We start from the raw sequence: 4,074 nt of genomic DNA on the forward strand, positions 1-4,074 counted from the left end.
CCATCCCCCCACACCCCCCCTCCCCATCCCCCCGCGCGTGGTGCCCCGGCCCCCTCCGCGCCCCGCCGCGCCTCTTGTTATTTGCCGCACCCCGCCCCCCCCCCCCCCGGGCCGGGCCCCCCCCACGACCAGGTCTCCAACCGCGGTTCCTCGCAGAGCCCTGCGGCCGTGCCGCAAGGCCGCGTGCCATGGAGTTTTACGCAGGAATCCCTTCGATGGGACAGTTGTGAAACTCAGCGAACTGCTTGACGGGCATGACCACCAGGTACTCCAGGGCGACCCGGAAGCGCGGATCACTGCGGGAATGAGCTTCGATACCCATCGGATGGCACCCGGCGCGCTGTACATCGCGGTCCCGGGCCATGACGAGGGCGGCCCGGAGGCGATCGGGCAGGCCGTGGACCGCGGGGCGGTGGCGGTGATGGTCGAAGGCGAACCCGCCGGAGCACGAGACGTGCCGGCGGGCGTATGCGTGGTCCGGGTGCCGGACACCCGGACGATGTCGCCCGTCGCGGCCTCCCGCTACTACGGCGAACCGGGACGGCCGATGGACATGGTGGCCATCACCGGCACCAACGGGAAGACCTCGGTGTCGTACATGGTCGAGTCGCTCCTCAGAACCGCCGAGGGCGTCAAGGCGGGGGTCATCGGGACGGCCGGCAGCCGTATCGGCAGCGAGCAGATCCCGATGCCGAGGTCGGTCCTGACCACCCCCGAGTCCCCCGAACTCCAGTATCTGCTGGGGTACATGCGCGACAGGGGCACCGGCACCGTAGTGCTGGAGGCCACGTCCATGGCCCTGCTGACCCACCGGGTGGACCGTACGTTCATCGATGTCGGGGTCTTCACCAATCTGACGCAGGATCACCTGGACGACCACGGCACGATGGAGAGCTACACGACCGCCAAACTGGGTTTGTTCCGGGGTCTGTGCCGCCGCGCGGTGGTCAACGCCGACGATCCGGTCAGCGCCCGGATCCAGGAGCTGATGCCGGGAGCGGTGACCACGTACGCCCTGGAGGCCGATGCGGACTACCGCGCGACCGACCTCTCGGTGGACGCCGCGGGCAGCCGCTTCACGCTGCACCACGGCGACCGGAAGTTCGCGGCGGCCATCCCCGTTCCCGGGCCGTTCTCGGTGTTGAACGCGCTGGCCACCGTGGCGGCCTGCCACCTCCTGGGCCACGATCTCGCGTCGCTCGTCGGTGCGCTCGACCGCATGCCGGCCGTACCGGGCCGGCTCGAGCGCTGGGAGGCTCCGCAGGACGCCTCCGTGATCGTGGACTACGCGCATTCCCCGGATTCGCTGGAGAAGGTTCTCACCACCGTCCGCGGATTCGCCGCCGCCCGGATCATCACCGTCTTCGGCTGTGGCGGCGACCGGGACGCCACGAAGCGCGCCTCCATGGGACGGATCGCGGGCGAGCTCTCGGACCTGTGTGTCCTCACCTCGGACAACCCGCGCACCGAGTCCCCCGAGGCGATCCTCGACCAGATCGCTCCCGCTCTCACCGCCACGGGCACACCGTTCGAGCGCATCACCGATCGTCGCCAGGCGATCCGGTTCGCCCTCGCTGCCGCGAGGCCTCGGGACATCGTCCTCATCGCGGGGAAGGGCAGCGAACCGCACCAGATCATCGGTGACGAGCTGATCCCGTTCGACGACATGACCGTCGTACGCGAACTCGCGCAGGAGTAGACCGCCGATCCACGGAGGCGAGGCGCGGACGCGACGCGCGGACGCGACCCGTGGACGGGGCCCGTGGACGGGTCCACGGACTCGTCGTGGCTCGGCCTCAGCGAGTGAGGGCGGAGACCGAGCCGCTGCGTGCGCGGTTGCCGGGCGGGGCGATGGCCAGCAGGCTGAAACTGATCGCTGTCGCGTTCCCTCCCGGGTACCGACAGCGGGCGCCGCAGTCACCAGACGTGAGGAGGCCGGTGATGGCCGGAAGGACCGAGGTGCGGGTGCGTCGGGTCTACGAGGATCCGGCGCGGGACGACGGCACCCGGGTGTTGGTCGACCGGATCTGGCCGCGAGGACTGGCCAAGGCCGAGGCGGCGCTCGACGAGTGGTGCAAGCAGGTCGCGCCGTCCACGGAACTGCGCAAGTGGTACGCCCACGACCCGGAGCGCTTCGAGGAATTCGGCCGTCGTTACCGGGCCGAACTCGAGGACCCCGAGCGCGCGGAGGCCCTGGCGCACCTGCGCGAACTGGCCGGGGGACGACGGACGTTGACCCTGCTCACCGCGACCAGGCGTCCCGAGATCAGCGAAGCCGAAGTCCTCGCCACGATGCTCCGGAACTGACATCCGAGGCGTTGCCGCGGGTGAACGGACACGGGGACGAACGGGCGCGCGGGCGAACGGGACGCGCGGGCGAACGGGACGCGCGGGCGAGCGGCTCCGGGGGGGCGACCGGGCGCGGCGGAGAGCGGCGTCGCGGGCGCTGTGGCTACGGCTTCACCGCGATGCGGCCCTCATCCATGCGGAGCAGGAGCAGGCGGGCTCCGGTCTTCTCCAGGAACTCGTCGACGGCCTCACGTGAGCCCTGCCACCAGCCGTAGTCGTCGAGCAGCAGAACGCCGCCGCTGACCAGCCGGGGGTAGAGCTGCTCCAGTTCATGGCGGGTCGACGCGTACCAGTCGGTGTCCAGCCGCAGGATCGCGATCTCGTCCGGCGCACTGGCGGGGATGGTGTCCTCCACCCGGCCCTGGACGTAGTGGACACGCTCATCGGGGTACGGGATCGGGGCGAAGCCCTCCTGGACATCGTCCAGTGTGGCGACGGCCCAGATGGGGTGGTCCTTCCCCCGGCGGGAGAGCAGGTCGGCGGCAGACTCCCCGTCGCGGCGCCGGTCCTTGTCCGTGGGTGGCGGCATACCTTCGAACGTGTCGAAGAGGTAGAGGTCGCGGCCGGTGTCCCCGGTCGAGATCAGGGTGTGGGCCACAGCCTGCATGCTGCCGCCGCGCCAGACGCCGCACTCGACCACGGCGCCCGGAATGCGGTGCTTGCTGACGTACCGGGTGGCGAGGACGAGGGCGTTCAGCCGCTCGGGTGAGGTCATGGTGTACGGGCGAACGGCGTTGATGACCGCGCGCGCCTCGTCGTCGTAGTCGGCCGGCAGGTTCGGACCGCGCGGAGCGGCCGGGTCGCTCGCACCGCTGGGTGCTGCCGTCCTGCCTGTACCGCCGTTCGCAGGCGCCCGGCCCGTACTCCCGGGTGCGGCCCGTGCGGAACGGCGCAGCTCGTAGCCGGTGTGCTGCTTGAGGGATCGGTTGACTGCCTGTTTCCAGCCCATGGAAAGAAGCTACTGCGGGTGGCTCGTCCCCGCAGTCCGGGAGGAGCGCGCGAGGTGCCGGCCGCTTCCGACGCCTTCTGAGCGCAGCGCGTCTTCCGTGCACAGAGCCTGTTGTGCTCGTTTTGCTCGCGCTACAACAAGGTGGCAACAGGGAAGCAAGAGGGCTGGGCACCGGGACAGCACACAGCTACGTTCTGTTCGTCAGGAAGAAACGGAGGTGCGGACTCCGGTGGCGCGCCGTGCCGGAACCGGCCAGGCATGGAGAGGAACGCCCATGCGGATCCGCTGGCCCCGGCGTGTCTTCGCCCAAGTCCTGCTCGTCCAGCTCGCCATCACCACCTGTGTGACAGCGCTGACCGCCGGACTCTTCCTCGCTCCCCTCGGCGCACAGCTCGACGACCAGGCAATGCGCCGCGCCCTCGCCATCGCCCAGGCCACGGCCGCCGAACCGGGGATGGCCCGCGACCTGCTCGCCGGCCGGCCCGACCCCGACGGGCCGGTGCAGGCCGCGGCGGAGCGCATCCGCCTCTCCACCGGCGCGAGCTATGTCGTGGTCGTGGACCTCCGCGGCATCCGCTACTCGCACACCACCCCGGCCGAGATCGGCAGACACGTCAGCACCGACCCCAGCGAGGCGCTCGCCGGGCGCGAATGGACGGGCATCGAGGAGGGCACGCTCGGACGCTCGGCGCGCGGGAAGGTCCCGCTGCGGGACGCCGAAGGCGCCATCGTCGGTGCGGTCTCCGTCGGCATCGCCTACGACAGTGTCCGGGCAC

3 protein-coding genes and 1 pseudogene are annotated in these 4,074 nt (G+C 70.9%); 3 read left to right on the forward strand and 1 reads right to left on the reverse strand.

The window, feature by feature from the left end:
• Positions 1-226: 226 nt before the first annotated feature.
• On the forward strand, positions 227-1,699 hold the full coding sequence (locus tag ABZW18_RS34240; protein WP_356195294.1) for a UDP-N-acetylmuramoyl-L-alanyl-D-glutamate--2,6-diaminopimelate ligase: 1,473 nt from the start codon (positions 227-229) through the stop codon (positions 1,697-1,699).
• 242 nt (positions 1,700-1,941) lie between these two features.
• Positions 1,942-2,307 (forward strand): DUF488 family protein, encoded by a 366-nt coding sequence (locus tag ABZW18_RS34245; RefSeq protein ID WP_356195296.1) that lies wholly within the window; start codon positions 1,942-1,944, stop codon positions 2,305-2,307.
• Between the two features lie 145 nt (positions 2,308-2,452).
• Here ABZW18_RS34245 and ABZW18_RS34250 read toward each other — a convergent pair whose 3' ends face one another.
• Positions 2,453-3,298, reverse strand: coding sequence for a TylF/MycF/NovP-related O-methyltransferase (locus ABZW18_RS34250; protein WP_356195298.1), 846 nt, complete (start codon positions 3,296-3,298; stop codon positions 2,453-2,455).
• A 274-nt stretch (positions 3,299-3,572) separates the two neighbouring features.
• On the opposite strand from ABZW18_RS34250, the pseudogene ABZW18_RS34255 reads away from it, so the two are divergent.
• Positions 3,573-4,074: pseudogene (locus ABZW18_RS34255) on the forward strand (histidine kinase); the annotation flags it as partial.

This window comes from Streptomyces sp. NPDC004647 (assembly GCF_040609575.1).
Lineage (GTDB): Bacteria > Actinomycetota > Actinomycetes > Streptomycetales > Streptomycetaceae > Streptomyces.